The sequence below is a fragment of the Stutzerimonas degradans genome, assembly GCF_024448505.1.
GTDB classification, from domain to species: domain Bacteria; phylum Pseudomonadota; class Gammaproteobacteria; order Pseudomonadales; family Pseudomonadaceae; genus Stutzerimonas; species Stutzerimonas degradans.
The window spans coordinates 92,203-118,045 of record NZ_JAMOHV010000014.1; the positions used below are offsets into that span (position 1 = coordinate 92,203).

Sequence of the window (25,843 nt, forward strand, 5' to 3'; positions counted from 1 at the left end):
AGTGGACATGAAAATAACAATATCCGCAGGAATGAGTCTGGCTGCCGCCGTGGCGTGCGCCGTGCTGCCGCTGAGCGGTCAGGCGCTGGAGTTTTCCGGCTACCTGCGCAGCGGCGTCGGCGATTCGGTGGAGGGCGGGACGCAATCCTGTTTCCAGCTGCCCGGCGCGCCGAGCAAGTACCGCCTCGGCAACGAGTGCGAGCAGTACGCCGAGCTCGATCTGCGTCAGGACCTCTACACCTTTGCCGACGGCTCGGTGCTCAGCCTGGAAGGCATGGCCGCGCTGTACAACCAGTACGGCCACACCCCGGAGTTCACCGGCGATCACGGCTGGGCGCGGATGGTGCAGGCCTATGCCGAGTGGAGCAAGGTGCCGGCGCTGTACAACGGCTCGCTGTGGGCCGGGCGGCGCTTCTACAAGCGTAACGACATCCATATCTCCGACTTCTACTACTGGAACCAGAGCGCCACCGGTGCCGGCGTGGAAGATATGGAGATCGGCGGCCTGAAGTACAGCTACGCCTTTTCACGCAAGGACGGCGTGTTCCAGAAGGACTACATCAATCGCCATGACTTCAACGTCGGCGGCTTCGACAGCAATCCTGGCGGCGAGCTGGAGTTCGGCGTGAGCTACATCGACAAGCCCGACAGCGAGGACGCCCACAGTGGCTGGGCGGTGACCGCGCAGCACAAGCAGGACGGCTTTCTCGGCGGCAGCAACACCCTCGCGCTCCAGTACGGCGAAGGCCCGGGGACCGGCCTGGGCTACACCGGCGATGTCACGCTGGACGACAGTGCCAAGAGCTGGCGCGTGGTCGAGTATTTCGACTGGCAGCTGACGCCCCGTTTCGGTGGGCAATTCCAGGTGGTCTACCAGAAGGACAAACGTGTCGACGGTGGCGATCAGGATTGGTGGTCGGTGGGGGTGCGTCCGACCTATGCCTTCACCGAGCAGTTCAAGCTGGTGACCGAGCTCGGTCACGATCAGATCGACGCCGCCGACGGCACGCGCAAGCTGAGCAAATTCACCGTTGCGCCGACCTGGTCGCCGGCCGGTCCGGCATTCTGGGCGCGGCCGGAGGTACGCCTGTATTACACCTATGCGCAGTGGAACGACGCCGCCCAGCGTGCGGCGAACCTGATGGCTGCCGGCTCGGCGCTCTCGGACAGCGGGGCCTTCGGTGATGCCCAGCACGGCTCCAACTTCGGCGTGCAGGTGGAGTACTGGTGGAAATGATCGGTTGAGCACGCAACACTGACGCCGGTCGGCCTTGCGCAACGCGAGGCCGCCCTGCGTTGGAGGTGCCGTGGGCAACAAGGTGGACAATCCCTGCGTGGATCTGTGCAAGCTCAAGGATGACATCTGTGTCGGCTGCGGTCGTAGCCGCGACGAGATCAAACGCTGGAAGAAGCTCAAGAACAAAGAGCGCAAGGCCGTCAGGCAACAGGCGGCCGAGCGCCTCGCAATCCTCGGCAAGGCGAAGAAGCGCAAGCCATGACGGCGCGGCCGTCCAGCACCGTGCATCGTCGGAACAGAATTTTTTCCGATTCTCGCGAGTCTTTTGCAACGATCTCTGTCTGTTGCTGAAGGGGTGCCTTGCCGCGCGGCACGTATGACCGCGAGCCGGTGCCCGGCCATTCGAGCGGCGCTGAAGCCCACACTGCACTGACCACGAGCGTTTATGCCTGCGATCAACGTTGAACCCATTACTTTTGCCCTGTTCGGCGCGCTGGGCGATCTGGCGCTGCGCAAGCTGTTTCCCGCGCTTTATCAGCTCGACCGCGCCGCCCTGTTGCACGCCGATACGCGGCTGCTGGCACTGTCACGCGAGGGCGGCGAACCGGATGAGCAGATGGCGCGGATCGAACAGGCCCTGCGCCGTTACATCCCGCCGCACGAGCTGGACGATGCCGTGCTGCAGCGCTTTCTGGCGCGCCTGTGCTGTCTGCGCATGGATTTTCGCCGCGGCGAGGATTACGCCGTGCTGGCCCAGAACGTCAGCGCCGGGCTGCCGCTGATCGCCTATTTCGCCACGCCCGCCGCGGTGTACGGCGCGATCTGTGAACACCTGGCCGGCGCCGGGCTGGCCGCGCAGGCGCGGGTGGTGCTGGAGAAACCCATCGGCCATGACCTGGCGTCGTCGCGGGTGATCAACGATGCGGTCGCGCAGTACTTTGCCGAGAGCCAGATCTATCGGATCGATCATTACCTGGGCAAGGAAACCGTCCAGAACCTGATTGCCCTGCGTTTCGCCAACAGCCTGTTCGAGACGCAGTGGAACCAGCACCACATCTCGCATGTGGAGATCACCGTGGCCGAAACCGTCGGCATCGAAGGGCGCTGGGGCTACTTCGACCAGGCTGGCCAGTTGCGCGACATGATCCAGAATCACCTGCTGCAGCTGCTCTGCCTGATCGCCATGGACCCGCCGAGCAACCTCACCGCCGACAGCATCCGCGACGAGAAGGTAAAAGTGCTCAAAGCGCTGGCGCCGATCACGCCGGACATCCTCAGCCAGCGCGTGGTGCGCGGCCAGTATTCGGCCGGGATCGCCGGCGGCAAGCCGGTGCCGGGCTATCTGGAGGAAGAGAATTCCAATGCCACCAGCAGCACGGAAACCTTCGTCGCCCTGCGCGCCGACATTTGTAACTGGCGATGGTCCGGCGTGCCGTTCTACCTGCGTACCGGCAAGCGCATGGCGCAGAAGCTGTCGCAGATCGTCATCCATTTCAAGGAGCCGCCGTTCTACATCTTCGCGCCCGAGCAGCGCTCGCTGATCAGCAACCGGCTGATCATCCGCCTGCAGCCGGACGAGGGCATTTCCCTGCAGGTGATGACCAAGGAGCAGGGCCTGGACAAGGGCATGCACCTGCGCAGCGGGCCGCTGCAGCTGAATTTTTCCGAGACCTACAAGAGCGCGCGCATCCCGGACGCCTACGAGCGGTTGCTGCTGGAGGTGATGCAGGGCAATCAGAATCTGTTCGTGCGCCGCGACGAAGTCGAGTACGCCTGGCAATGGTGCGATCAGCTGGTCGATGGCTGGACCCGTATTGGCGACAGTCTCAAACTCTATCCTGCCGGCTCCTGGGGGCCGGTGGCTTCGATTGCCTTGATTACTCGTGACGGGAGGTCCTGGTATGGCGATTTCTGAACTCGACCTGCCCACCGGCGTGGTTGCCCACAGTCTGGCCGACGCCGCTGGGCAGGCGCGGCTGATGGCTGACGACGCGGCCAAGGTGCTGAACTACGCGGTGCGCACCCACGGCGTGGCCAGCCTAGTGGTATCCGGCGGGCGCAGCCCGGTGCCGTTCTTCGAGGAACTGTCGCGCCGTGAGTTGGACTGGTCCAGGGTGCAGATCAGCCTGGCGGACGAGCGCTGGGTGCCGCCGAGCGATGCGGCTAGCAACGAGGGGCTGGTGCGTCGTCATCTGTTGCAGAACGCCGCGGCCGTGGCGCAGTTCATCGGTTTGTATCATCCGGCGGCCACCCTGGAGGAAGCCGCGCAACTGGCGGACCGACGTCTGGCCGAACTCGGTCAGCCGATCGACGTGCTGGTGCTGGGCATGGGCGACGATGGCCACACCGCGTCGTTGTTCCCCGACAGTGCGCGTCTGGACCATGCACTGCGGGCCGATTGCCCGGATCGCTGCGTGGCGATGTGTGCGCCGACCGAGCCGCGCGAGCGCCTGAGCATGACCTATCCGCTACTGGCCTCGGCGCGCATGCAGTGTCTGGCGATCCAGGGCATGACCAAACTGGAGACCCTGCGTCAGGCCTTGAACGCCGATGCGTTGCGGATGCCGATTCGCGCGTTCATCCACTCTCCGCTGGAAATCTACTGGTGTCCCTGACGCCCTGAGGATTGCCCATGACCATGCAACTGAAGAACGACCTGATCGAGCAGCTGTGCGTGAATGCGCGCATCCTGCCGGTGATCACCATCGGTAGCGAGGAGCAGATCCTGCCGCTCGCCGACGCCCTGGCGGCGGGCGGCCTGCGCACGCTGGAAATCACCCTGCGTTCGGCGCATGGGCTGACGGCGATCCGCCGGCTGCGCGAGGAGCGTCCCGAGCTGTGCATCGGCGCCGGCACCGTGCTCGACCACCGCATGATGGATCAGGTGGAAGCGGCCGGGGCGCAGTTCGTGGTCACCCCCGGCGCCAGTCGGGAAGTGCTGGAAGCCGGCGTGCAATGTGCGGTGCCGGTGCTGCCGGGCATCGCCACGGCAACGGAAATCATGGAGGGCTATGCGCTGGGCTATCGCCGCTTCAAGTTGTTCCCGGCCGAAGTCTGCGGGGGCATCGCCGCGCTCAAGGCGTTCGGCGGACCGTTCGCGGACGTGCGCTTCTGCCCGACCGGCGGCGTCAATGCGGGCAACGCTGCGCAGTACCTGGCGCTCGGCAATGTGATGTGCGTCGGCGGCACCTGGATGATCGACGCGGCCAGCCTCGCCGGTGGCGACTGGGCGCGTATCCGGCAAGCCACCGCCGATGCGCTCGCCGCTCTCGGCTGAGCGGTCGGTGCATCCGTGCGCAAACGGTGCGTGCGGACGTCGATGCGCGTATGATTCGCGCCCTTTCAATCGGAACTGACACACCGGGAGGTGCCCAGAATGACCGAGCATGACGATTCCACCCCTCACGTCGCCCACGGCGAAAAACTGCAGAAGGTCCTGGCCCGCATGGGGCTGGCCTCGCGACGTGATATCGAACAATGGATCAGCGAAGGCCGGGTCAAGGTCAACGGCGCGGTGGCCAGCCTCGGCCAGCGCGTGGACCGGCTCGACGCCATCGCCGTCGATGGCCGCCTGATCAAGCGCGAAGAAGCCGCCGTGGTGCGGCGCGTGCTGATCTACAACAAGCCCGACGGCGAAATCTGCACCCGCAACGATCCGGAAGGTCGTCCGACCGTATTCGACCGCCTGCCACGGCCGAAGGAAGGCCGCTGGATCAACATCGGCCGGCTGGATATCAACACCACCGGGCTGCTGCTGTTCACCACCGATGGCGAACTGGCCAACCGGCTGATGCATCCGTCCTACGAGATGGATCGCGAATACGCGGTGCGCGTGCGCGGCGAAGTCGACGACGAGATGATCGAGCGGCTGAAGACCGGCGTCATGCTGGAAGACGGCCCGGCGCGCTTCACCGACATTCAGGAAGCACCCGGCGGCGAAGGTTTCAACCACTGGTATCACTGCGTGGTGATGGAAGGCCGCAACCGTGAGGTGCGCCGCCTGTGGGAATCCCAGGGGCTGGTGGTCAGCCGGCTGAAGCGGGTGCGCTTCGGTCCGGTGTTCATGACCTCCGACCTGCCGATGGGTCGCTGGCGCGAGATGTCGCAGGCCGAGGTGGACATCCTCAGCCAGGAGGTCGGCCTGACGCCGGTCGCGCTGCCGGAGATGAAGGCGCGCGCCAAGGAGAAGATCGACCGTCTGCAGCGCAAGGTGGCCAAGCCGCTGGCGCGTGGCGAGCGCCGCCCGCGTGTGCTGCGTCCGGCCGGCGAAGCCGACCTGCCGCGCATCGGCGACAAGCCGCGTGGCGAGCAGCCGGCACGCAAGCCGCGTCCGGCCGAGCAGAGCCGGGGTACGCCGGTTGCCGAGCGTCCGAGCGATGTGAATCGCAAGCGTGGCAAGCGCCCCGAAGGCGCCGGTGGCGACAAGCCGGCACCGGCCAAGCGGCGCGGTCCGCCGGCGGGTGAAGGGCAACGCCCCGGCTTCGGCCGTGGTGATCGCTCCAAGCGGCCCTGACCGCATCGAGCGGTAACGAAAAAGGCTGCCACCGTCATGCGGGGCAGCCTTTTTTATCGGCCGGCAGTCGCTGACGTCAGTGCAGCAGCTCCGGCGGCACATTGCCGCCGTGAGTGGCGAGCTTTTGCATGATGGTCTTGTGCAGCCAGATGTTCATGGTGCCGGAGTCGGTCATCTTGTCCTGCGGGCAGTGCAGTTCGTTGGCCAGCTCCTTGCGCGCTTCCAGGCTGCTATCGAGGCCGAGCAACTTGAGCAGGTCGACGATGGACGTGCGCCAGTTGAGCTGCTCGTGGTGACTGGCGGCCATGGCGTCGAGCTTCGCCGCGACGTCGACCTGCGACATCGCCGGGGCGTCGGTGTGGGTGGTGGCATTGGCGGTAGCGGTGGGGCGGCCGGAGTCCAGCGTGACGCCTTCGGCGCTGGTGCTGGCGGCATCCGCCGGTGGGGTGGAAACCGGTTTCTGCGCCTCATTGGAGGCATCGCCGAAGCCGAGTTTTTCCTTGATTCTGTCGAACAGTCCCATGGCACATACCTCTTGATTTGGTCGTGCCGTATTGGACCACCGCTTGGCGGAAACCATCCGCGATGGTGGAAAAAATACTGCGTCCCCACGCCGAAGCGTGGGGCGGGCAGGATCAGTCTTCGCGGCTGGTGACTTCCAGCAGGTGATAGCCGAACTGGGTCTTTACCGGACCCTGCACGACGTTGAGCGGCGCGCTGAAAACGACGGTGTCGAATTCACGCACCATCTGTCCCGGGCCGAAGGAGCCGAGGTTGCCGCCGTCGCGGCTGGACGGGCAGCTCGAATTCTCGCGGGCGACCTGGGCGAAATCGGCGCCGCCTTCGATGGCAGCCTTCAGTTCGTTGCACTTGGCTTCGCTGGAAACCAGGATGTGGCGGGCGGTGGCGCGGGCCATGGGTGACTCCTGTGATGCGTTTGAATGGGCTGCCGAGGCTACCGCAATCGTCTTGGCTTTGGCGACCGCCAGCCGCTGCAATGCGCTTGCGAATGCAGGCCCCCCGCCAGCAGTGCTTTTGCTATCCTCGCGCGCCTTTTCACCGGCCCCGGATACCTCTCATGCTTGAAACCGCTCTAGTCCAGCTCGAACGCGTCATCGCCGACCTGCTGCAGCAGAATCAGTCCCTGCGCGAAACCGCCGCGCTGCTCGAACAGCAGCTGCAGCAAGCCCGCGAGGAGAACGACAACCTGCAGCTGGCCGCGCTGGAGCAGGAGGAAAAGCAGGGCGCGACGCTGGCCCGGTTGCAAGCGCTGATCGAGCGCGCCGCTGCCGGCAGTGCCGCATGAGTGCCGCCGGCATTCAGGTGCTGAACATTCTCGGGCGCGAGTATTCGATTCGTGCCGGCGAAGGACAGGCGGCACTGTTGTCCGATGCGGCGGCGCTGCTGCAGGAGCATCTGGCGACCAGCCGCCGTCAGTTCCCCGATGCCAGCGCCGACAAGCTGCTGGTACTGACCGCGCTCAACCTCTGCGCGCCGTTGCTGCAGCAGGGAGAGCAGCTGCGCGCGGCCGAGCAGCGCCTCAATTCCAGCCTGGAGCGCATCACTAGCCAGTTGCGCGGCTAGCCAGCGGCGGCACGGCGGCCTCGTCGAGTTCCGTGTCGCTGTCCAGATAGCGCTGCAGGCGCGCCTGGTCCTGCGCGGTGAAGCTCAATCCGAGCTTGGTGCGACGCCAGAGAATGTCGTCCGCCTCGCATGCCCATTCGTGGTCGCGCAGATAGTCCACCTCACGGCTGTAGAGCTGCGCGGCGAGTGGCTGGCCAAGCTGCTGCAGCGTGTGGGCATCGCCGAGCATCTGCCACACACGGCTGCCGTAGGTGCTGGCCCAGCGTTGCGCCAGCGCCGGTTCGATGCCGCTGATGCGCGCCTCGATGTCCCGGGCCAGCTGCTGCGGCGAATCCATCTCCTCGCCGCCGGGGAGCGCGGCGCTGGCCGTCCAGCTCGGCCCCAGTGCGGGAAAGAACGGCGCCAGCAGCGTCATCGCCGACTCGGCGAGCTTGCGGTAGGTGGTCAGCTTGCCGCCGAAGACCGAGAGCAGCGGCGCCTGTTCTGGGGCTGCCGCCAGCGCCAGGGTGTAATCGCGGGTGACGGCGGCCGGGTTGTCCGATTCGTCATCGCACAGCGGCCGCACGCCGGCGAAGCTGTGCAGGATGTCGGTTGGCGCCAGCTGCTGGCGGAAGTGCGCATTGGCCACGCCCAGCAGGTAGCCGATCTCCTCCTCGCTGATGCGCACCTGCGCCGGGTCGCCCTGATACTCGCGGTCGGTGGTGCCGATCATCGTGTAGCGCCCGAGGTAGGGAATGGCGAACACGATGCGGCGGTCCTCGTTCTGCAGGATGAATGCCTGCTCGCCGTCGTACAGCCTGGGCACGATGATGTGACTGCCCTGGATCAGGCGGATGCCGTAGGGCGAGCGTTGCTGCAGGCCCTCGCCGATGAACTGCGCCACCCACGGCCCGGCGGCATTGACCAGCGCCTTGGCGCGCAAGGAAAAGCGGCTGCCGTCCTGGCGCTGTAGCTCGACATGCCAGATGCTGCCGGCGCGCTTGGCGCTCAGGCATTGGGTGCGGGTGTGGATATGTGCGCCTTTCTCGCGTGCCGCCATGGCGTTGAGCACCACCAGCCGCGCGTCGTCTACCCAGCAATCGGAGTACTCGAAACCACGGCGGATATGCGCCTTGAGCGGACTCTCGGCCGAAAAGCGCAAGCCGCGCGAACCCGGCAGCTTCTCGCGCTTGCCGAGGTGGTCGTAGAGGAACAGCCCGGCGCGGATCATCCACGCCGGACGCAGATGGGGGCGGTGAGGCAGCACGAAGCGCATCGGTTTGACGATGTGCGGTGCCTTCGCCAGCAGCACTTCGCGCTCGGCCAGCGCCTCGCGAACCAGGCGGAATTCGTAGTGTTCCAGATAGCGCAGCCCGCCATGGATCAGCTTGCTGCTGGCCGACGAGGTGTGGCTGGCGAGGTCGTCGCGTTCGCAAAGGAACACCGACAGGCCGCGACCGGCGGCATCGGCCGCGATGCCGACGCCGTTGATACCGCCGCCGATCACGGCAACGTCATAGAGCTCGGAGACGGGCTGGACGGAATGGGGCACGGGCTTCTCCTCGAAAACGAAAGATCATGTTCGGTTTTGAACATGCTATGCGCAGAAGAATCCATGCGAAAGCAAAAATGTTCGAAATCAGATAAAAGGGAACATTTCCGAAAAAAAGACGCTGCTAAAACCGCATCCGCAGTTGACTGGCGGCGCGCGCGAGCCTGCTATCCGGCGATTTCCACCTGCACCTTGTGGCGCGCAAGCAGTTCGGCGAAGACCTCGGACGGCGGCGCATCGGTGAACAGGCAGTCGATCTGCTCCAGCGAGCCCAGGCGCGTCATGGCGCTGCGGCCGAACTTGCTCGAATCGGCTGCCATGAAAACCTTGCGGGCGTTATGGATGATCGCCTGCGAGACGCGCACTTCCTGATAGTCGAAGTCGAGCAGGGTGCCGTCCTCGTCGACGCCGCTGATGCCGATCAGCGCGAAGTCCACCTTGAACTGGCTGATGAAATCGGCGGTGGCCTGGCCGACGATGCCACCGTCGCTGCGCACGCTGCCGCCGGCGATCAGCACCTCGAAATCCTCCTTGGTGCTGAGAATGCTCGCCACGTGCAGATCGTTGGTGATGATCTTCAGGTCGCGGTGGTTCAGCAGCGCCTGTGCGATGGCTTCGGTAGTGGTGCCGATGTTGATGAACAGCGAGGCCTGATCGGGAATCCGCGCGGCCACGGCGGCGGCGATGCGCAGCTTCTCGTCGCGCATTTGCCGCGCGCGCTGGCTGTAGGCGGTGTTCTGCACGCTGGAATCATAGGCGGCGCCGCCGTGATAGCGGCGCAGCAGCCCGGCTTCGCCCAGCTGATTGATATCCCGGCGGATGGTCTGCGGCGTGACCGCGAAATGCCGGGCCAGCTCGTCGATGCTGACGTAGCCGCGCTCGCGCACGAGATCCAGGATGTTCTGCTGTCGGGGCGCCAGGCTCATGGGGCTTCCTTATGGGCTGTTTGCCCCGAAGCATGCCGCAGTCTGGCGTTCGATTAAAGCGTGGAGCGTTCGGATTCGCACATGCCGCGCCTGCTTGCGAACGCTCGCAGGGCAGGCGCGGCAGCGTTCGATTAGTCCTCGGCCCAGTTGCGCGTGCGGTCGACCGCCTTCTGCCAGCCGCGATAGAGCGCTTCGCGCTGTTCGCTTCCGCACGCCGGTTCGAACACCCGCTCGATACTGCTCTTGCTGCGCAGTTCGTCGAGATCGCTCCAGAAACCGGTCGCCAGTCCGGCCAGGTAGGCCGCGCCGAGGGCAGTGGTTTCCTTCATCTGCGGCCGTTCGACCTGGGTGCCGAGCAGGTCGGCCTGGAACTGCATGAGGAAGTTGTTGGCCACCGCGCCGCCGTCCACCCGCAGGGCACGCAGACGCTCGCCGGCGTCCTGCTGCATGGCGTCGAGCACGTCGCGGGTCTGGTAGGCGATGGATTCCAGCGCGGCGCGGATCAGGTGGTCGACCTTCACGCCGCGGGTCAGGCCGAACAACGCGCCGCGGGCGCGCGGGTCCCAGTAAGGCGCGCCGAGGCCGGTGAAGGCCGGCACCAGATAAATGCCGTTGCTGTCCGGCACCTTGGTGGCGAAGTACTCTGAATCCAGCGACTCGTTGAGCACCTTCAGCTCGTCGCGCAGCCATTGCACGGTGGAACCGCCATTGAAGATGGCGCCTTCCAGCGCATAGTTCACCTCGCCGCGCGGGCCGCAGGCGATGGTGGTCAGCAGGCCATGTTCGGACTGCACCGCCTTGGTGCCGGTGTTCATCAGCAGGAAGCAGCCGGTGCCGTAGGTGTTCTTCGCCTGCCCCGGCTCGACGCACATCTGGCCGAACAGCGCCGCCTGCTGGTCGCCGGCGATGCCCGCGATGGGAATGCCGGTGCTCTGGCCGGAACCGATATAGGCGTGGCCGTACACCTCCGACGAGGAGCGCACTTCCGGCAGCATCTCGCGTGGGATATCCAGCGCCTCGAGCATCACCGGGTCCCAGTCCAGCTTGTGAATGTCGTAGAGCATGGTGCGCGAGGCGTTGGTGTAGTCGGTGACGTGGGCCTTGCCCTGGGTCATCTTCCAGATCAGCCAGCAGTCGACGGTGCCGAACAGCAGCTCGCCACGGCGGGCGCGCTCGCGGCTGCCTTCGACGTGATCGAGAATCCACTTGATCTTGGTGCCGGAGAAGTAGGGGTCGATCACCAGACCGGTGGTCTTGCGGATGTGATCGTTCATACCGTCACGCTTGAGCTGATCGCAGATCGGCGTGCTCTGGCGGCTCTGCCAGACGATGGCGTTGTAGATCGGCCGGCCGGTGACCTTGTCCCAGACGATGGCCGTTTCACGCTGGTTGGTGATGCCGATCGCCGCCACCTGCTCGTTGGTGATGCCGGCCTGGGCCAGGGCTTCGACGAACACGCCGCTCTGGGTCGCCCAGATTTCCATGGGGTCGTGCTCGACCCAGCTCGGCTGCGGGTAGATCTGCGCGAACTCGCGCTGGGCGATGGTCACCACGTTGGCGTTGCGGTCCAGCACGATGGCGCGCGAGCTGGTGGTGCCCTGGTCGAGGGCGACGATGAATTGCTTGTTCTGATTGCTCATGTCGACGTTTCCTTAGCGAACTTTGCTGATATCGGGCTGCGCGGAGCCCATTTCGGCAGTGGCCTTTTCCTTGGGTTTCGGTGCATCGCAGGCGGCCGAGCCTACCCCCGGCAAGTGCCGGCAGATCAGTGCCTTGTAACCCGCGGCGCCCAGGCAGGCGCCGAGGATCGGCGCGAAGATCGGTACCAGGAAATACGGAATGTCCCGCCCGCCGGTGAAGGCCACATCGCCCCAGCCGGCGAAGAAGGTCATCAGTTTGGGTCCGAAGTCGCGTGCCGGGTTCATCGCGAAGCCGGTCAGCGGTCCCATCGCACCGCCGATCACGGCGATCAGCAGGCCGATCAGCAACGGCGCCAGCGGGCCGCTGGGCAGGCCGTTGCCGTCATCGGTGATGGCCATGATCATCGCCAGCAGGATCGCGGTGATCACCACCTCCACCAGGAACGCCTGGCCGAACGACAGCGACGCGTGCGGATAGGTGGAGAACACCGAGGCCAGCTGCAGGCTTTCGAGGCTGCCGCGAACCATGTGGTTCGCCTGCTCGAAATTGATGAACAGGCTGCTGTACAGCCCGTACACCAGCGCGGCGGCACTGAAGGCGCCGGCGACCTGCGCAAGAATGTACGCCGGTACGCGATGCCGCTCGAAGGTGCCGAACAGCCACAGCGCGATGGTGACGGCCGGGTTCAGGTGCGCACCGGATACGCCGGCGGCCAGATACACCGCCATCGACACGCCGATGCCCCAGATGATGCTGATTTCCCATAACCCGAGATTGGCGCCGCCCAGCTTGAGCGCGGCGACGCAGCCGGTGCCGAAGAAGATCAGAAGGGCGGTGCCGAGAAACTCGGCGATGCATTGTCCCTTGAGGGTCGGGACGGTTGGAGTACTCATGCGCGGGAGCCTCATGCGGATTGTTATTGTTCGAGCCGACTGCGGAATGGTTCGTAAATGTTCGGAATCGAAAGCTATGAGCAAAAAGTCACGCTGTCAAAGTAAATAATTGAACATTCGGACGAAGGGTAGGCGAACGTTTTTAACCCCGAATTGTCGGGCGGCAGCGGCGCATGAACCTGCGTGGCATGTAAGGGCGAGGGTATAAATGCAGGACGCGCGAGGACGCGCGCAAGAAAGGCGGGGGTGACGGACGCGCGCTCAGCGTTTGCGCCGCCAGAGCGTCCAGCTCAGGTGCAGGTCGTCCCACATCGGCACCAGCGCGAAGAACAGCAGCGCGCCGGCCAGCGGTACGGTGGCGAGAAAGCCGAAATACTTGAAGCCGAAGGCGCCACTCACGCCGCCGATGAAGAAGCAGCAGACCAGCAGGCTGTTGATCAGCAGACGCTCGCGATTGGCGCGCACCGGCTCCTCTCCGGGCCGTTGCAGGCGGTTGATGTAGATCAGCTTGCCCAGCTCGATACCGATATCGGTCACCGTTCCGGTGACGTGCGTGGTGCGCACCTCGGAGTTCGAGAGCTTGGTCACCATGGCGTTCTGCAGGCCCATGATGAAGCACAGCAGCATCACCGTGAGCGGCACGAAAAGCCCGGGCACGGCCATCATCTGCGCGCCCAGCACGCCGAAGCCCAGCAACAGCACAGCCTCCAGCGCCAGCGGCAGCGCGTACTGGCTGTGCATGTGCCGGCGCCGCGAGATGTTGATCATGATGGTCGAGCACATCGCCCCGAAGAGGAACGACAGCAGCGCGCCGAGCCCGCCGAGGGCGAGGTCGGTGGCGCCCAGTACCAGGTTGTCGGCCATCGAGGAGACGATGCCGGTCATGTGCGAGGTGTATTGCTGCACCGCGAGGAAGCCGCCGGCATTCGCCGCGCCGGCATTGAATGCCAGCCACAGGCCCAGTTGGCGATTGCCATGGCGGGTACGCCGGCGACCGGTCAGATTGCGTGCATATTCGAAAGGCATGACGCCGGCAAACTCCCGTGCGGGGCGCGTGACAGGGGGCGATTATAGGGCGCGGCGGGCAGCCTGCGGGCGATCACCACGCAATCGTGACGACAGATTGCCGTCACGCCCTGCGCGTCGGCTCCGGCGCGTCGGTCATCGACGTATCGGCACCAGCTTCGCCTGCGTGCTCGTCGAGCCGGCCTCGTTGCAGTTCGGCGCGCAGGCTCTGCACCTCCTGGCTGAGGCTGTCCACCTGCGCCAGCAGCCGGTGCATCAGCTCGCGGTCGTCGGCGTCGCGCTTTTCTTCTTCCTCGTTCTGGTCGGCGACGAACAGCGAGCCGATATAGGCCGCGAAGCTACCGAACAGCCCCACGCCCGACACCATCAGCAACACCGCGACGACGCGCCCGGCGGTGGTCACCGGATAGAAATCGCCATAACCGACCGTCGTCACCGTGACGAAGGCCCACCACAGCGCCTCTTCCGGCGTGTTGATCGAACTCTGCGGATTCGGCGCCTCCACCAGCAACATGGTGATCGCGCCGAAGGCCACCAGCAGCAGGGTCGCCGTTGCTGCCGAGACGACGATGCCTTCCGCGCGGTTGCGAAACAGCACGCGCCAGATCAATTGCAGCGATTTCAGCGCGCGCAGGATGCGCAGGATCTGGAACGCACGCACCAGCTTGGCTGCCTGCAGGCCGCTGGCCGGCACGCTGGCGAGCAGATCGATCCAGCCCCAGCGCATGAAGCGCCACTTGTTCTCGGCCTGCTGCAGGCGCACGCAGAAGTCGAGGAAGAAAAAGAAGCAGACGAGGGTGTCCAGATAGCCGAGCAGGGTCGAGATATCGGGCGGCAGCTTGAAGAACAGGTCGGCTACCAGCGCACCCAGCACGTAGAACGACAGCACGAGGATGAAGATCTGAAAGGGCGTTACGGTGCGTTGCTTCATGGGAAGTCCGGGCAGCGAGGGGATTCGCCGGGTAGTGCAGAAGAAGGGCGCAAGTTTAAAGCATGGGACGGCTCAGGCGTTCGCCAATCCGCTTATCGCACTGAGCCTGATCCGGCAGAGCATCGGCGCCGGATAGCCTAAGCTCAGCGTCCGCGCTTGACCGGTGTGTTTGTCGAAAGGAGGAACAAGGTGAAGGTACTGACACGGCGACAGTTTTCCTTGCTGGGTAGTGCGCTGCTGCTCGGTGGCGCGCTGGTGCGTGGCGACCGGGCGTGGGCCGTCGAGCGGCGCGGCGAAGGCCTCACGCAGCGATTCGCCGAGCTGGAAAAACAGCTGGATGCGCGTCTGGGCGTGGCGATCATCGACAGCCAGTCCGGCCGGCAATGGCTGCACCGTGCCGATGAGCGCTTTCCGTTGTGCAGCACCTTCAAGCTGCTGGCGGGCGCGGCGGTATTGCGGCGGGTCGATGCCGGCGCGGATTCGCTGCAGACACGCATCCGCTATACCGCGGACGATCTGGTGACCTACTCGCCCGTCACCGAGCGGCATGTCGACGATGGCATGACGCTCGCCGCGCTCTGCGAAGCGGCCATCACCCTCAGCGACAACACGGCGGGCAACCTGCTGCTGCGTCACCTCGGCGGCCCTGGCGCGATCGGCGATTTCGCACGCACGCTCGGCGACCACCACACTCGCCTGGATCGCTGGGAAACCGAGCTGAACGAGGCAAGTCCCGGCGATCCGCGCGATACCACCACACCGGCGGCGATGGCGGCGAATCTGCAGCGTCTGGTTCTGGGGGACAGCCTGTCGGCGGCCTCGCGCGAGCAGCTTGTCGCCTGGATGCTCGCCAGCCAGACCGGTGCGGCCAAGCTGCGTGCCGGTCTGCCACCAGGCTGGCGCATCGGCGACAAGACGGGTTCGGGCGAGCGCGGCACCACCAACGAGGTTGCGGTGATCTGGCCGCCGCAGCGCAAACCGGTGATTGCCTGCGTCTACCTCACGCAGACGCAGGCCAGCGCCGACGCGCGCAACGCCGCGCTGGCGGCGATCGGCCGGGCGCTGGCCGAGGCGCTCGTGGCCTGAGTGCGCGTCAGACCTGCGGCTTGGCCTTGATGGTCTTGAGCAGGTCTTCGGGGCTTATCTGCCCAACGATGCTCGCCGCGCTGCCCGGCAACGGCAGGTCGAGGATGTGGCCCTTCATCTTGCCGATCACGTGCATCTCGCAGGGCTTGCAGTCGAACTTCAGCGTCAGCACCTCGTCGCCGTGCACCAGTTGCATCGGCGCCACCTTGGTGCGCACCCCGGTGACGCCCTTGGCCTGCTTCGGGCAAAGGTTGAAGGAGAAGCGCAGGCAGTGCTTGGTGATCATCACCGGCACCTCCCCGGTCTCCTCGTGGGCCTCGTAGGCCGCGTCGATCAGCTGTACGCCGTAGCGGTGATAGAAGGCGCGGGCCTTCTCGTTGTAGACGTTGTAGAGAAACGACAGGTGCGACTCGGGATAGACCGGCGGCGGCACGCTGACCGGCTTGCGCCCGCCGCGCGGGCGGATGGTTTCGCGCGCTGCGGTCAGTGCCTCGATGGCTTCGCGGCGCAGCGCCTTGAGTTGCGAGTTGGGGATGAAGAACGCCTGCGGCGCATCCACCTCGACCTCTTCGGCGTGGTAGATGGTGGTGCCCAGCTGGCTCAGCAGGTCGGCGATCTGGCCGGGCACCTGCTCGGGCTTCTTCGCTTCGCCGAAGGGGCCGGGCAGGGTGGCCGTGGCATAGGCGCCTTCCTCGCTGGTGACGTGCAGCTCCAGCGCATCGGCGCGCAATTTTGCCAGCCAGCGTACGCCGATGCGGCGCTCGGCGGAGGTCTTGAGCAGCGCGTTCTGCCAGTTGTGGTCCAGGTTGCGGTTGAGCGGATGGTTCGGGCGCACCTGGCGCAGCGCGGCGGGCATTTCGTTGGGTTCGACGCGGTACTCGTAGCGCGACTGACCGTCCTCCTCGAACTGCTTCAGCGGCTCGACCACGCTGGCACGGAAGCCCACCACCTCGCGTTTGATCAGCACATTGAGGCCGTCGCCGTTGGACAGCGGCTCGCGAGTCTGCACGGTCAGGTCATGCTTGCCGACCTTGAGCACTTCACCCACGGCGAGGCCGGTGAAGGTCGGCGAGTCGAAGGCGCCGATGTCGATCTTGCGGTCGGTGACGAAGTAGTCGGTGCTGCCGCGGTGGAAGGTCTTGTCCGGGTCCGGTACGAAGAAATGATCGGTGCGGCCACTGGAGGCGCGGGCCAGGTCCGGGCGCTCGGCAAGAATGCCATCCAGGCGTTGGCGGTAGTAAGCGGTGATGTTCTTCACGTAGCTCACATCCTTGTAGCGCCCCTCGATCTTGAACGAACGCACGCCGACATCCACCAGCGCGCTCAGGTTGGCGCTCTGGTTGTTGTCCTTCATCGACAGCAGGTGCTTCTCGAAGGCCACCACGCGGCCCTGATCGTCCTTCAGCGTGTAGGGCAGGCGGCAGGCCTGCGAGCAGTCGCCGCGGTTGGCGCTGCGTCCGGTTTGCGCATGGCTGATGTTGCACTGGCCGGAAAATGCCACGCACAGCGCGCCGTGGATGAAGAACTCCAGGGTCGAATCCACTTCATCGTAAATCGCACGGATTTCCTGCAGGTTCAGCTCGCGCGCGAGGACCAGCTGCGAGAAGCCAGCCTTGTCGAGGAACTTGGCCCGCTCCAGTGTGCGGATATCGGTCTGGGTGCTGGCGTGGATCTCGATGGGCGGGATATCCAGCTCCATGATGCCCATGTCCTGCACGATCAACGCATCGACGCCGATCTCGTAGAGCTGATGGATCAGCGTGCGCGCGGCTTCCAGCTCGTCGTCATGCAGAATGGTGTTGAGGGTGACGAACACCCGAGCATGGAACAGGTGGGCGAATTTCACCAGCTCGGCAATGTCCGCCACGCTGTTCTCGGCATTGTGCCGTGCACCGAAACTGGGGCCGCCGATGTACACGGCGTCGGCGCCATGCAGGATGGCCTCGCGGGCGATGGTAACGTCGCGCGCGGGGGCGAGCAGTTCGAGGTGGTGTTTGGGAAGCGACATGAGCACAGACCGGCAATGAAACGAAGGCGCGCATTGTAATGGCTTGGCGCTGGTTTGGGTTTGGTCGCTGGGCGAGTGGGAGGAAGGTATGCCGGGCATGCCGTAAATGGATGCTGGAGCGTCCGGCGGACGTTTCTAAGCGGGAACGTTTGATGGCTAGGTATCTAGAGGCCACCCAGTAGGTCATGGGCATCGAGCAGGCGCCAGGCGATTTCCGGGCGCTGTTGCAAGGCGCGGCGAATGGCAGCGGCGATGGCCGGGCGGGTCTTGCGGCATAGGCCGGGTTGGTCGGCGAAGTCGATGGCGATGCCGCGCATGCTGCGCACCTCGTTGTGCCCGGGGGCGATATCCATGCGTATACCCAGCTGCTCGAACATGCGTTGCTGCAGATGCTCGAGGTCGTCCAGGCGCTGCACCTTCTCCAAGCGCTCGAGCAGGCGACGCTCCTCATGCAGGGTCAGCCGCAGAATGCGCGTATCGGCGTCCGGCGTATGCAGCAACGCATCGCGCTGGCAGGTGCAAGTGCCAGGCGGGCAAGGCTGGCGGAGTGGCGGCGGGCTGTTCATGGCTTTCGATCATAGCCAAGCCGGCGTAACCCGCACAGCCGGCGCGCTGCGGGATGACAAGCGCGGCGACGTCGCGCACCATGACGTTCGCTTGCGCCGTGGGCGTACCGTTTTGTCAGGGTTTTGCCGGAGAGCTGCCATGCGTGTCCTTTCAACCGTTCTGCTGTTCGCCACGCTGCTGTTCACCGGCTGGGCGGCTGCCGAGGAAGCGCAGCTGGTCGAGGCGATCAATGCCTACCGCAGCGAGGTGCAGCGCTGCGGCAGCAAGGCCAGCGAGGAACTGCCGCCACTCACCGCCGACGCGCGCCTGAATCTGCCAGCCATCGGCGCGGGCGATCTGCAGCAGGAACTGGCGCGTGCGGCCTATCCGATGATGACGGTGCAAGCCATCAGCCTGTCCGGACCGCGTGATGCGCCGGCGGCGATGCAGGCGCTGCACGAGAGCTTCTGCCAGGTGCTGCTCGATCCGCAGTTCGTCGATATCGGCGTCAGCCGCGAGGGCCGCGACTGGCGCATCGTGCTGGCGAGGCCGCTGCTCGACGGGCGTCTGGGCGACTGGCAGGCCGAAGGCCAGAAGCTGCTGGAACTGATCAATACCGCGCGTGCGCAGCCACGCCAGTGCGGCTCGCAGTCCTTTGCCGCCGCAGCGCCACTTGGCTGGAATGCGACCCTCGGCGGCACGGCCGAAACTCATAGCCGGGCGATGGCCAATCGCAATTTCTTCAGCCACCTGAGCGACGATGGCCGCACGCCGGGCGACCGTGCTGAACTGGCCGGTTATACCGGCGGCGTAGTGGGCGAAAACATCGCCGCCGCGCTGCCGACTCCGCGCCGAGTGCTCGACGGCTGGCTGGCCAGTCCGGGCCACTGCGCGAATCTGATGAACCCGCAGTACAGCGAATTCGGCGCGGCCTATGCGGTCGATCCGCAGAGCGACGCGACGATCTACTGGACGGCGCTGTTCGGCACGCCGTAAGCCCCGACACCTAGCTGCTTGGTGCGTACTTCGGCGCGGGCGCGGCGTGGCGTGTGATCTGCACTGCCGCGCAGATGGCCGGTATCGTCGCGACCGCCGCAGCGAATCCCCCAGTCGAGAGGTGCCGCATCATCGAAACTCCGACGGCACCGGGCGAATCGGGTGGCTGACATGACGCTGGCGCAACCTTCGCGCCGCTCGCTGGACAATTCGCGCCGTGCGGCTTAAAAGGGCGCGCGGCGGCGTTTCGCGTCAGCCGTATCTTTATTCAGAGTCAGGTGAACCGTGAGAAAGAAAAAGCCCGTGGACCCCGTGCGACAAGCCGAAAAGAACCGCGCACACCGGATTGGCTGGCTGATCGCCCTGGCCGGCATTGTGGTGGGCTTCGTGCTGGTAGCGATCAAGCAGGTTTGATCGCGCGTAGCCATGGATTCTCGTCTGTACGTTCAACAGGCAGACAGTCCCGGCCCCGGCCATAGCGCAACCCAGGGAGGAATAACCATGCCGACTTATGACTATCGCTGCGAAGCCAATGGCCAGGTTTACGAGGTTCGCCATGCGATGGCGCTGCGCCCCGAGACCTGGGGTGAATTGCGAGAGGCCTGTGCGCTGGCCGAAGATGCGTCGATTCCGGACGATGCGCCGGTGACCAAGCTGATGAGTGCCGCCGGGGTGGTGAATAGCCGGGTGTTGAAGAACCCCGAGGCGCCGGCCTGCGCACGCGGCGGCTGCGCCGGCAACTGCCGCTGAGGTCGGCGTTCAGGGCACGGCGTGCGTCGAGCGCGCTGTCGCGTGGAAAGCGGCGAGGCCTTTACAGCTGCCGTTCGGCTGGCCCGCCGCGAATCACCACCTCGTGAATCAGAACTGCGGTCCCGAGCGGGTATTGTTGCCTTTGGCCAGACGGTCGTAGAGCACCACATTGACCGTGGCCGCGAGATTCATGCAGCCGTTGGTGGGGATGTAGACCACGTCTTCGCACCAGTCGCGGATCTCCTTGCTCAGTGAACCGTCCTCGGCGCCGAAGATGTACAGCGCGCGATCCGGATGGGTGTATTGGGGGAGGGCACGGGCGCCGTCGACCAGCTCCACGGCCACTGGCACGCAGCCGAGCGGGAGGATCTTGCGCAGGTCGTCGATGTTGATCAGCGGAATGTCCTGATGGACTTTCTTGGTGTCGGTGACGAAGTCCTTGGCCCGGTCGTAACGGGTGCCGGTGTAGAACACCGAGGCCGCGCCATAGCAGCCCGCCGCACGCATGATTGCGCCCACGTTGGACGGTGATTTCGGGTTGCTCAGGCCGATGCAGGCATAGCGTTTGTTGCTCACAGAAGGGACTCGCGCGAAAAACCGCGAGTATACGGGGCGTCTGGCGTAGGCCGGTTGAAAAACGCCAGCTCGTTAGCGCGTGATTGCCGGGTGATTTCCCTGTCGCCGGGATATGATGCGCGCCCCTCACGCTCCCGCAAAACTCATCAGGTCACCATGCCCGGCGATGCTCTCTATACCGACTTGTCGGGTTACTACGATCTCATGTGCGCGGATATCGACTACGGCGCACAAAGCCACTGCGTCCATCGTCTGCAGCAGCTGTTCGGCAATGCCGGCAACCGGCATCTGGATCTGGCCTGCGGAACCGGGCCGCACGTGCGCCATTTCATCGATGCGGGCTATGAAAGCAGCGGCCTCGACATCAACCAGCCCATGCTCGACAGAGCGGCCATTCGCTGCCCGGAAGCCCGGTTTTCGTTGCAGGACATGTGCGGCTTTGCAGTCGAGAAGCCTGCCGACCTGATCACCTGCTTCCTGTATTCCATCCACTACAGCGGCACAATCGAGCGGCTGAAGAGCTGTATCGCCAGCGCGCATGGCGCCCTTGCGGCAGGCGGGCTGTTCTGCTTCAACGCTGTGGACAAGCGTCGGATCGACAACGCTTCGTTCGTCTCCCACAGCACGCGGCACGCGGAAGGCCTGTTCAGCTTCAGCTCTGGCTGGCATTACCCCGGCGACGGCGAGCGGCAGGCGTTGAAGCTGCGCATCGAGAGAACCGTCGAAGGAAAGAGTCAGGTCTGGCATGACGAGCACGCGATGGTGGCGCTGAGCTTCGCCGAGCTGATCGAACTGCTGCAGCCGTACTTCGAAGTGCATGTGCTCGAGCATGACTACGAGAAGCTCATCCCCTGGAACGAGGCTTCAGGGAACGCGATTTTTGCCTGCGTGAAGATCTGAACCAAGCTTGCGCCGCCGTCGATGTGCCGTGTTGCCGGGCAGCGATGGCGATCAGTGCAAACGCCGGGCTGAGGTGAACGTCTCGATCAGGTGGTTGGCCTGCTCGGCCAGCTGATCCAGCAGCCGATCCCGCTGCTTCTCCGCGTCACTCATGGCTTTTTCGCCGTGCTGTTTCATCAGGTAGCTGTGAATCTGCCGTACCTCCTTCGACTGGAAGATCGGTGCCAGATCCTGCACGGCCACCACGCCGGGGGATGCCTGGTTGCGGGTGTTCAGCACCACCTGCGGGCCACGCGCCGCCAAAGGCATGAAGCCCAGCGCCTCGAAGTACGGCACCTTGCCGGCCACGCAGGCCACCTCGGCGTGGGGATAGCGCGTCACCATCGTGTCGACCATGGCCCGGCCGATGCCCTGTCGACGATGCTCGGCCAGCACGGCCAGATAAACCAGCGCACAGGCTTCGGGATCGTCCATATACGGCAGGTACAGCGCGAAACCGAGCAGGGTTGCCGGGTCGTCGGCATCCAGCGCCATGATCAGCTCGGGCTTGCCCGCCTGCGCACCGTCCATGCTGTCCAGGTAGCGATGCACCTCGAAGCCCACCACGTACTGGTACAGCTGATACAGCGGGTTGCTCGGCGTGAGCGAGACGGGGCTGATGTCGCCGAGGTAGTCCACCACCATCTGCAGCAGCTGGCTTTTCAGCGCTTCCGGCGGCGGGGTGTCGAGGTGGGTGAGGGTGAACATGGCGGGGCTCCGGGCGACGCAGAAAGTGCGGCATTGTACCGGGCGGGGGCTGCGGGCGAGGACCGGGAGATGAAGAGCCAACCCGGTTGAAAGCTCATGTCGCTGCGTCTGGCTTCTTCTTCCTCGGTTTGCGTGGCGCTGGCACCGGCATGAGCCGCGCCGTTTCAATCACGAGACGGCGGAGTTCGTCGGCATCGTCCAGCAGTTCGTCGGCCACCGGATAGTCCTTGGCGCCGGGATAGGGCGGGGCTTGCGGCAAATCCGGGGCGAGCGTTGCAGCCGCCGGCGAAGGCTTGATGAACAGGCTGTTGTCGCAGACGAAGGCGACAACCTTTTCATCCAGATAAAGCGCGTACTCGCCGAACATCTTCCGGTACGTCAGCCTGCTGCCCAGGTCGATTTGCTCGGCCACGTACAGCATGAAAGCTCTATCGGTCGCCATGCGCGCTCCGCTGCCTCGCCCGGTATCGGGTTGATGGAAGGTAGCGTGGAAAAACCAGCGTTTTCCACGCCCGGCTTGCATCACACCGGATCGGGTTCGGCCTGCCTCTGCTGCGTGCGGGGAGTGGGTGCCGCCACAGTCGCCTGCAGCCGCGCCACCAGCGCATCCACCTGACGCAGCGCTTCGGCCACCGAATTGGCCAGCAGCTCGCCACCGATTTCCTGGCCTTCGATGGCGATCTGATGGAGGCGGGTGATCCCAATAAAACCGAGCGCCGTGGCCAGGTTCGGCTCCAGGTGGTTCATGTGCGCCATCGCCTCGCCCGGGTTGAAACCGATGCCGCCACGGGCGGTAAGGATGACCGCGTGCCGCTCCCGATCCGCCAGCATGGGCACGTAGGGATCGAGCGGATTGCCCTCGTCCATGCCGACCGTGCGGTTCAGGCGCACCACCTGATCGACCCAGGCCTTGAGCGCCGCCGGCATGCCGAAGTTGTACAGCGGCGTGCCGATGACCAGCACATCGGCGGCCAGCAGTTCGTCCACCAGCCTGTCGCTTTCGGCCAGCGCGTCATTCATCCACGGCTCCCTGCTCTCCTCTGGCGTGAAGGCCGAGGCGATCCAGTCATGGCTGACGAAGGAAGGCGGGTTCTGGCCGATGTCCCGGTAGGTCACGCCATCCTGCGGGCGACGGGCCAGCCATTGGCTGACGAAGCGCTGGCTGAGGTTGCGGCTGTGCGAGCCGTGTTCATCCTTGCCGGCAAGCCCGGGGCGGGCGCTGGCATCGAGGTGCAGAAGGTGCGTCATGGCGAATCTCCTCTGTGAAAGAATTCATCTGTCATTCGCGGCAGAGTCAGCCTAGGGTTAGGCTCTACAGGCGACAAACGACGATTTCTTTCGGATACAGATGAGGAAAACTCAGCCATGGCGCACCGTTGGTTACCCTCGCTTTCCGCCTTGCGCGCCTTCGAAGCGGCTGCCCGCCACGAGAGCGCCAAGCAGGCCGCCGAGGAGCTGTCCGTCACGGCCACGGCGATCAGCCACCAGATTCGTTCGCTGGAGGAATCCCTCGGCGTGGCGCTGTTCCTGCGCAAACCGCGAAAGCTGGAGCTGACCGAGCCGGGACGGGAGCTGCAACAGACGCTGGAAGCTGCGTTCGACAGCATCAGCGCCACGGTCGAACGCCTCAATGCGAAGCCCTGCCGCCAGGCGATCACCCTCAGCACCACACCGGCCATCGCGGTGCGCTGGCTGGTGCCCTGGGTCTGCCTGCTACGTGATTCCCATCCGGATATCGATCTGCGCTTTCACACCTCCCATGAACCGGTGGCGCTGGATGGCGTCACGGCGGACATCGCCATCCGCTACGGCGACGGCCGCTGGCCGGGGCTGGTGGCGGAGAAGCTGTTCGACAATACCTTCGTCCCGGTCTGCAGCCCGCACCTTGGTTTGCGTGATGTAGCCGAGTTGCCCAAACACCCGTTGATCCACTTCCGCGCGCAAGCCGCCGTTTCGTCTCCGCGCGATTGGGCGGCGTGGCAGAAGCTCGCCAACGTGCCGGGGCTGGACGTCAGCGCCGGGCTGGTCTTCTCCGACGAAACCCACGCCATCTCCGCGGCCATCGGCGCGCAGGGTGTGGCGTTGATGAGCCGGCAGTTGATAGAGGACGAACTGAGGGAAGGGCGGCTGGTGCAGCCGTTCGGGCCGGAAATGGAGGGCAAGCCGTTTCACCTCGTGTATCCCGAGAGCCGTCGGGATGACCCGACGGTTCGGGCGGTGAGGGAGTGGGTGATAGCTGTGCCGGGTGGGTTGTGTGAGTTGTAGCTTCGCGGATGCTTTTTGCGTCCCGTCCGTGCCGCTGCTGTCTATCACGGGGGTTGAACCATTGGTTCCGCCCTGCTGGGCGGGTCCCTTTTGGCAGTCGCCCGGATGGCCGGCCCCGCCAAAAGGAACCAAAAGGGCTTGCCCCAGCATTCGGCCCTGCGCTTCGCTCCGGGTTCGTTTGCTCCATCGCCATTCCAGGGGCACGCCGCGAAGGGCCATCCCTGGCCCATCGCGGCTCTCGCGGCATCCATGCCGCTCAACCCCTTCCACGGCGATTCCACTCACCCTCCTGAAGGGGCGGTTGGTGTCGCCTGCCGGTCTGTACAGAAGAAATAGATAATCCAAAGGACTCTCGGGCGACTCGGACTCCGATCCCTGTCAGGAGGCCGAGTAGAGGTGTTGCGTAGCAGCGTAGGGTGGAAAACGGCGAAGCCTTTTCCACGCGTCAGTCCGCATTCCTTGCGAATCCCTCTGCCTCATCACCGCACCAATCAACTGGGTAGACCCCAGCCCCGACCGCCCGATGAAAACTCGAATAGGGCCAGTCGACGACACGCTCCACCAAACCGTGCTTTAACGGATTTCGATGCACATAGTCGATGTGATGTCGGTAATCGCGTTCATCCTGAATCACGTGTTCCCAATAGCGCCGTTGCCAGATCCCGCGCTCGCCGCGGGAGCGCTGAGTTGCCGTCGTTATCTCGGTCTTTGGCAGGCGTCGGGCGAAAGCGAACTTGATGACCTTCCAGCGCAGGGCGAAGTCAGCGTCGCCAGCCGGTAGTGTCCAGACGCAATGCATGTGGTCGGGCAGAACGACCCAGGCGTCGATGTGGAAGGGATGGCGTGAGTGTGTGGCTCGCACCGTCTCGCGGAGCAGGTCGATATGGCGGACCAGCAGGTCGCTGCGACGGTTGAGCAGATTGACCGTGAAGAAATACGTGGCGCCCGGCACATGGGCGCGGCGGTAGCGGGACATGGCGGCTCATCCTTGAGCGTTGTGTTGGCGGGAGATCCGTATCGGTGGATAAGCAAAGCGTTATCCACCCTACGCCATCTCAACCGCCCACACCGCCGACGCCTCGACGTTGCCGCATGTAGGGTGGAAAACGGCGAAGCCTTTTCCATGCGTCACTTCCAGGCTACTCGCTTTTAGCTTTGCGGCGCTTCTGTTTGAAGCGTGGAAAGTAGGATGTTGCAAAGCAGTGAGTAGCCGGGCATATCATCGAAATCTGTAATTAAAGGAGTCATATTGGTGTCAAAAATCCTTCCATCTTTGTCAATCCAAATGCGGCCTGACTCAATGGTTTGCTCTTGGCTTGAGAAAAATACTTCAATAATCGTCTCTGCGTAAATCGATCCATTTTTCAGTAGGGGTGTAAAGTGGATGCGAAATCTTTTATTTAAAATTGACCCGGTTAGTGTTTCTTTGGATTCTCTTGGATTGAACTGAACTAAGTCATTGAGTGTTTGTTTGGATAGTGATTCCCAGTGCTCAAAGTAGTTGACTACCTGCTCTGATGTTCTGTTCCAGTGGCGTTTGGCTCTTTGCAGCTCGTTCTGGATTTGGTCTATGTCTTTTTGTATTTTCATTTTGGGTGCTCAGTTTCGGTTTGATTTTCTTAAGTGGCTGCTATTGGAAGGCTATGCTTTTGGCGGCGTAGGTAATGATTGCTATGTTTCCACAGGA

The 25,843-nt window shown here is 64.4% G+C and carries 29 protein-coding genes; 13 read left to right on the plus strand and 16 right to left on the minus strand.

Features of this window, described 5'->3' with window-relative positions; translation table 11 throughout:
* Positions 1-31: 31 nt before the first annotated feature.
* The 6 genes from NAV27_RS16395 (at position 32) to rluB (ending at position 5,750) form a co-directional block, all read left to right on the plus strand.
* Positions 32-1,237, plus strand: a complete 1,206-nt coding sequence (locus tag NAV27_RS16395; protein ID WP_369805879.1) for a maltoporin — start codon at positions 32-34, stop codon at positions 1,235-1,237.
* A gap of 70 nt (positions 1,238-1,307) precedes the next feature.
* Positions 1,308-1,499: a DUF1289 domain-containing protein gene (locus NAV27_RS16400; protein WP_077682978.1), complete on the plus strand. Its 192-nt coding sequence runs from the start codon at positions 1,308-1,310 to the stop codon at positions 1,497-1,499.
* A gap of 183 nt (positions 1,500-1,682) precedes the next feature.
* Entirely contained in the window at positions 1,683-3,152 is a 1,470-nt protein-coding gene (gene zwf / locus NAV27_RS16405) for a glucose-6-phosphate dehydrogenase (protein ID WP_102829594.1), read from the plus strand.
* A complete protein-coding gene (pgl, locus tag NAV27_RS16410) occupies positions 3,139-3,852 on the plus strand; it encodes a 6-phosphogluconolactonase (protein ID WP_008570327.1) in 714 nt (237 codons plus the stop codon). Before zwf ends, pgl begins: the two co-directional genes overlap by 14 nt.
* A gap of 17 nt (positions 3,853-3,869) precedes the next feature.
* On the plus strand, positions 3,870-4,514 hold the full coding sequence (locus NAV27_RS16415; protein WP_102829593.1) for a bifunctional 4-hydroxy-2-oxoglutarate aldolase/2-dehydro-3-deoxy-phosphogluconate aldolase: 645 nt from the start codon (positions 3,870-3,872) through the stop codon (positions 4,512-4,514).
* 99 nt (positions 4,515-4,613) lie between these two features.
* On the plus strand, positions 4,614-5,750 hold the full coding sequence (rluB, locus tag NAV27_RS16420) for a 23S rRNA pseudouridine(2605) synthase RluB (protein ID WP_102829592.1): 1,137 nt from the start codon (positions 4,614-4,616) through the stop codon (positions 5,748-5,750).
* A gap of 76 nt (positions 5,751-5,826) precedes the next feature.
* Here the strand turns inward: rluB and NAV27_RS16425 are convergent, their stop codons facing one another.
* Positions 5,827-6,273, minus strand: a complete 447-nt coding sequence (locus NAV27_RS16425; protein WP_102829591.1) for a DUF3597 domain-containing protein — start codon at positions 6,271-6,273, stop codon at positions 5,827-5,829.
* Positions 6,274-6,385: 112 nt separating this feature from the next.
* Positions 6,386-6,667 (minus strand): peptidylprolyl isomerase, encoded by a 282-nt coding sequence (locus NAV27_RS16430; RefSeq protein WP_003289417.1) that lies wholly within the window; start codon positions 6,665-6,667, stop codon positions 6,386-6,388.
* A gap of 161 nt (positions 6,668-6,828) precedes the next feature.
* On the opposite strand from NAV27_RS16430, the gene NAV27_RS16435 reads away from it, so the two are divergent.
* Both NAV27_RS16435 and NAV27_RS16440 read left to right on the plus strand, forming a co-directional pair.
* Positions 6,829-7,056 carry a hypothetical protein gene (locus tag NAV27_RS16435; RefSeq protein ID WP_008570323.1) on the plus strand — a complete coding sequence of 76 codons (228 nt, stop codon included), beginning with the start codon at positions 6,829-6,831 and terminating at the stop codon, positions 7,054-7,056.
* The gene (locus NAV27_RS16440; protein ID WP_008570322.1) at positions 7,053-7,334 is read left to right on the plus strand and encodes a cell division protein ZapA; all 282 of its coding nucleotides are present in this window, start codon (positions 7,053-7,055) and stop codon (positions 7,332-7,334) included. Before NAV27_RS16435 ends, NAV27_RS16440 begins: the two co-directional genes overlap by 4 nt.
* On the opposite strand, the gene glpD is transcribed toward NAV27_RS16440, so the two are convergent.
* The 6 genes from glpD to NAV27_RS16470 form a co-directional block, all read right to left on the minus strand.
* Positions 7,315-8,865, minus strand: coding sequence for a glycerol-3-phosphate dehydrogenase (gene glpD / locus NAV27_RS16445; protein WP_102829590.1), 1,551 nt, complete (start codon positions 8,863-8,865; stop codon positions 7,315-7,317). The genes NAV27_RS16440 and glpD overlap by 20 nt on opposite strands.
* A 167-nt stretch (positions 8,866-9,032) precedes the next feature.
* Positions 9,033-9,791: a DeoR family transcriptional regulator gene (locus tag NAV27_RS16450; protein WP_102829589.1), complete on the minus strand. Its 759-nt coding sequence runs from the start codon at positions 9,789-9,791 to the stop codon at positions 9,033-9,035.
* 131 nt (positions 9,792-9,922) lie between these two features.
* Positions 9,923-11,431 (minus strand): glycerol kinase GlpK, encoded by a 1,509-nt coding sequence (glpK, locus tag NAV27_RS16455; RefSeq protein ID WP_008570319.1) that lies wholly within the window; start codon positions 11,429-11,431, stop codon positions 9,923-9,925.
* A gap of 12 nt (positions 11,432-11,443) precedes the next feature.
* A complete protein-coding gene (locus NAV27_RS16460; protein WP_102829588.1) occupies positions 11,444-12,325 on the minus strand; it encodes an MIP/aquaporin family protein in 882 nt (293 codons plus the stop codon).
* A gap of 261 nt (positions 12,326-12,586) precedes the next feature.
* Positions 12,587-13,351 carry a YoaK family protein gene (locus tag NAV27_RS16465; protein ID WP_102829587.1) on the minus strand — a complete coding sequence of 255 codons (765 nt, stop codon included), beginning with the start codon at positions 13,349-13,351 and terminating at the stop codon, positions 12,587-12,589.
* 103 nt (positions 13,352-13,454) lie between these two features.
* Positions 13,455-14,282 carry an ion transporter gene (locus NAV27_RS16470; RefSeq protein WP_232249132.1) on the minus strand — a complete coding sequence of 276 codons (828 nt, stop codon included), beginning with the start codon at positions 14,280-14,282 and terminating at the stop codon, positions 13,455-13,457.
* Positions 14,283-14,471: 189 nt separating this feature from the next.
* Between NAV27_RS16470 and bla the strand changes: the two genes are divergently transcribed.
* Positions 14,472-15,368 carry a class A beta-lactamase gene (gene bla, locus NAV27_RS16475; protein WP_102829586.1) on the plus strand — a complete coding sequence of 299 codons (897 nt, stop codon included), beginning with the start codon at positions 14,472-14,474 and terminating at the stop codon, positions 15,366-15,368.
* Between the two features lie 7 nt (positions 15,369-15,375).
* On the opposite strand, the gene NAV27_RS16480 is transcribed toward bla, so the two are convergent.
* Complete coding sequence (locus NAV27_RS16480; RefSeq protein ID WP_102829585.1) at positions 15,376-17,376, minus strand: peptidase U32 family protein; 2,001 nt, start codon at positions 17,374-17,376, stop codon at positions 15,376-15,378.
* A gap of 164 nt (positions 17,377-17,540) precedes the next feature.
* Positions 17,541-17,942: a hypothetical protein gene (locus NAV27_RS16485; protein ID WP_256055313.1), complete on the minus strand. Its 402-nt coding sequence runs from the start codon at positions 17,940-17,942 to the stop codon at positions 17,541-17,543.
* Between the two features lie 139 nt (positions 17,943-18,081).
* Here NAV27_RS16485 and NAV27_RS16490 point away from each other — a divergent pair, with 139 nt between their 5' ends.
* Together NAV27_RS16490 and NAV27_RS16495 are read left to right on the plus strand one after the other, a co-directional pair.
* The gene (locus NAV27_RS16490) at positions 18,082-18,918 is read left to right on the plus strand and encodes a CAP domain-containing protein (protein ID WP_102829583.1); all 837 of its coding nucleotides are present in this window, start codon (positions 18,082-18,084) and stop codon (positions 18,916-18,918) included.
* Between the two features lie 501 nt (positions 18,919-19,419).
* Positions 19,420-19,668, plus strand: coding sequence for an FmdB family zinc ribbon protein (locus NAV27_RS16495; RefSeq protein WP_102829582.1), 249 nt, complete (start codon positions 19,420-19,422; stop codon positions 19,666-19,668).
* 108 nt (positions 19,669-19,776) lie between these two features.
* On the opposite strand, the gene NAV27_RS16500 is transcribed toward NAV27_RS16495, so the two are convergent.
* Positions 19,777-20,244, minus strand: a complete 468-nt coding sequence (locus tag NAV27_RS16500) for an RNA methyltransferase (protein WP_008570307.1) — start codon at positions 20,242-20,244, stop codon at positions 19,777-19,779.
* A gap of 156 nt (positions 20,245-20,400) precedes the next feature.
* On the opposite strand from NAV27_RS16500, the gene NAV27_RS16505 reads away from it, so the two are divergent.
* Entirely contained in the window at positions 20,401-21,144 is a 744-nt protein-coding gene (locus NAV27_RS16505; RefSeq protein WP_102829581.1) for a class I SAM-dependent DNA methyltransferase, read from the plus strand.
* A gap of 51 nt (positions 21,145-21,195) precedes the next feature.
* On the opposite strand, the gene NAV27_RS16510 is transcribed toward NAV27_RS16505, so the two are convergent.
* The 3 genes from NAV27_RS16510 to NAV27_RS16520 form a co-directional block, all read right to left on the minus strand.
* The gene (locus NAV27_RS16510; protein WP_102829580.1) at positions 21,196-21,891 is read right to left on the minus strand and encodes a GNAT family N-acetyltransferase; all 696 of its coding nucleotides are present in this window, start codon (positions 21,889-21,891) and stop codon (positions 21,196-21,198) included.
* A 94-nt stretch (positions 21,892-21,985) separates the two neighbouring features.
* A complete protein-coding gene (locus tag NAV27_RS16515) occupies positions 21,986-22,312 on the minus strand; it encodes a TfoX/Sxy family protein (protein ID WP_155550429.1) in 327 nt (108 codons plus the stop codon).
* 101 nt (positions 22,313-22,413) lie between these two features.
* Positions 22,414-23,139 carry an FMN-dependent NADH-azoreductase gene (locus NAV27_RS16520; RefSeq protein ID WP_102829578.1) on the minus strand — a complete coding sequence of 242 codons (726 nt, stop codon included), beginning with the start codon at positions 23,137-23,139 and terminating at the stop codon, positions 22,414-22,416.
* A 117-nt stretch (positions 23,140-23,256) separates the two neighbouring features.
* Between NAV27_RS16520 and gcvA the strand changes: the two genes are divergently transcribed.
* On the plus strand, positions 23,257-24,156 hold the full coding sequence (gene gcvA, locus NAV27_RS16525; RefSeq protein WP_102829577.1) for a transcriptional regulator GcvA: 900 nt from the start codon (positions 23,257-23,259) through the stop codon (positions 24,154-24,156).
* Between the two features lie 445 nt (positions 24,157-24,601).
* Here gcvA and NAV27_RS16530 read toward each other — a convergent pair whose 3' ends face one another.
* Positions 24,602-25,132 (minus strand): REP-associated tyrosine transposase, encoded by a 531-nt coding sequence (locus tag NAV27_RS16530; RefSeq protein ID WP_102829576.1) that lies wholly within the window; start codon positions 25,130-25,132, stop codon positions 24,602-24,604.
* A 173-nt stretch (positions 25,133-25,305) separates the two neighbouring features.
* The gene (locus NAV27_RS16535) at positions 25,306-25,746 is read right to left on the minus strand and encodes a hypothetical protein (protein ID WP_146029406.1); all 441 of its coding nucleotides are present in this window, start codon (positions 25,744-25,746) and stop codon (positions 25,306-25,308) included.
* Positions 25,747-25,843: the final 97 nt, after the last annotated feature.